Raw genomic sequence first — 1,500 nt, 5'->3', positions numbered from 1 at the left:
GCCTCAGGCAGCACCTCCGGGACGAAGACGCCGGCGCCGGCGCGGCCCTCGGCATAGCCCTCGGCGACGAGGCGTTCGTAGGCGAGCACGACGGTCTGGCGGGAGACGCCGGCCTCGAGCGCCAGGGCGCGCGTCGAGGGCAGCCGCGCGCCCGGCTTCAGCCGGCCGTCGAGGACCGCAGCGCGGAAATGGCCGGCGAGCTGCTCCTGAAGCGGGAGCGCGCCCGCGGGGTCGGGCGCGAAGGCGCCCCAGAGCGGCGGGGCCTGGCGTCTCGGCATTGCCAACTGGACCGATCGGTTTCGCAGAACCGGTCATAGGGCATCGGACCGGTCAGGCGTAGCGAAAGCCTGCGCCAGCCCTCGCAGGAGACGCCGCCATGTATGTCCATCCCGCCTTCCGGACCGACACTGCCGATGCGCTCGCCATGCTCGGGGCGCGCGGCTTCGGGCTGCTGGTCATCGCCGATGCGGAAGGGCTGCCGCAGGCGGTCCACATTCCTTTCCTGGCCGCGCCGTGGGACGGCGATGGGCTTCGCATCGAACTGCACGTGGCGCGCAGCAACCCCATCCATGCGCTGATCGCGGATGCGGCGCGGCCGGCACTGCTCGCCGTGCAGGGCCCCGACGCCTACCTCTCGCCCGACTGGTACGGCGTGCCGAACCAGGTGCCGACCTGGACCTATACAGCGGTCCATCTCTCGGGCCAGGCCCGGACCTTCCCGGCGGAAGCCTTGACCGGCCATCTCGAACGTCTGTCCGAGGCCTTCGAGGGCCGCCTCGCCCCGAAGGCGCCATGGCGCATGGAGAAGGTCGAGCCGCAGCGACTGACCGCGATGATGCGCGCCATCGTCGGCATCGAGCTGCTAGTGCCGGCCGCCGGCATCGCCGCACAGCGCAAGCTGATCCAGCACAAGGGCACGACCGAGCACGAGGGCGCCATTGCCGGCCTCGCGGCGCGGCCCGATCCGGGCGCGCAGGCCGTCGCCGCGCTGATGGCCGGGACGCTCGCCGCGAAGCGTGCCGCCTAAGCCGCTTGACCCTCCCAACCTGGGAGACCGGCACGGTCCGCCCGCACGACGCAGAGGCCCCACGACCATGTCACGCATCCTTCCCTTCGCCCTCGCCGCCGCCCTGGCCGTCGGCGGCGGCATCGCCTGGCAGCAGGCCGGCCGGCCCGCCCAGGCGAACGGCCCCGCGGCCGCCCCTCCGCCCATGCCGGTGCCGGTCGCGCAGGCGATCCTGCGCGACCTGCCGGAGACGGCGGAATTCACCGGCTTCCTCGCCGCAGCGCGCAGCGTCGAGCTGCGCCCGCGCGTTGGCGGCATGATCGAGGCGGTGGACCTGCCCGAGGGCGGCCTGGTGCAGCCCGGCCAGGTTCTGTTCCGCCTCGACCAGCGGCCCTATCGCGCCGCGCTGGCGCGCGCCGAGGCCGCCCTCGCCGAGGCGCGCGAGCGGCATGCCCTGGCCGGGCGCCAGCATGCGCGCACGCAGAGCCTCGCGG

The 1,500-nt window shown here is 74.3% G+C and carries 2 protein-coding genes and 1 pseudogene; 2 read left to right on the top strand and 1 reads right to left on the bottom strand.

Annotated elements, in window-relative coordinates; all coding sequences use genetic code 11:
* Positions 1–278, bottom strand: a 278-nt coding sequence (locus tag HW578_RS26425) for a GntR family transcriptional regulator (RefSeq protein ID WP_198373677.1), incomplete at its 3' end; no start/stop codon positions are given.
* Positions 279–376: 98 nt separating this feature from the next.
* Here HW578_RS26425 and HW578_RS26420 point away from each other — a divergent pair.
* The gene (locus HW578_RS26420; RefSeq protein ID WP_198373676.1) at positions 377–1,027 is read left to right on the top strand and encodes an FMN-binding negative transcriptional regulator; all 651 of its coding nucleotides are present in this window, start codon (positions 377–379) and stop codon (positions 1,025–1,027) included.
* A 67-nt stretch (positions 1,028–1,094) separates the two neighbouring features.
* Positions 1,095–1,500 (top strand): annotated as a pseudogene (locus HW578_RS26415) (hypothetical protein); the annotation flags it as partial.

This window comes from Roseomonas rosulenta (assembly GCF_016106005.1).
GTDB lineage: Bacteria > Pseudomonadota > Alphaproteobacteria > Acetobacterales > Acetobacteraceae > Neoroseomonas > Neoroseomonas rosulenta.
The sequence above is the reverse complement of the archived record's forward strand: the minus strand, read 5'-3'. Positions and strand labels throughout refer to the sequence as shown.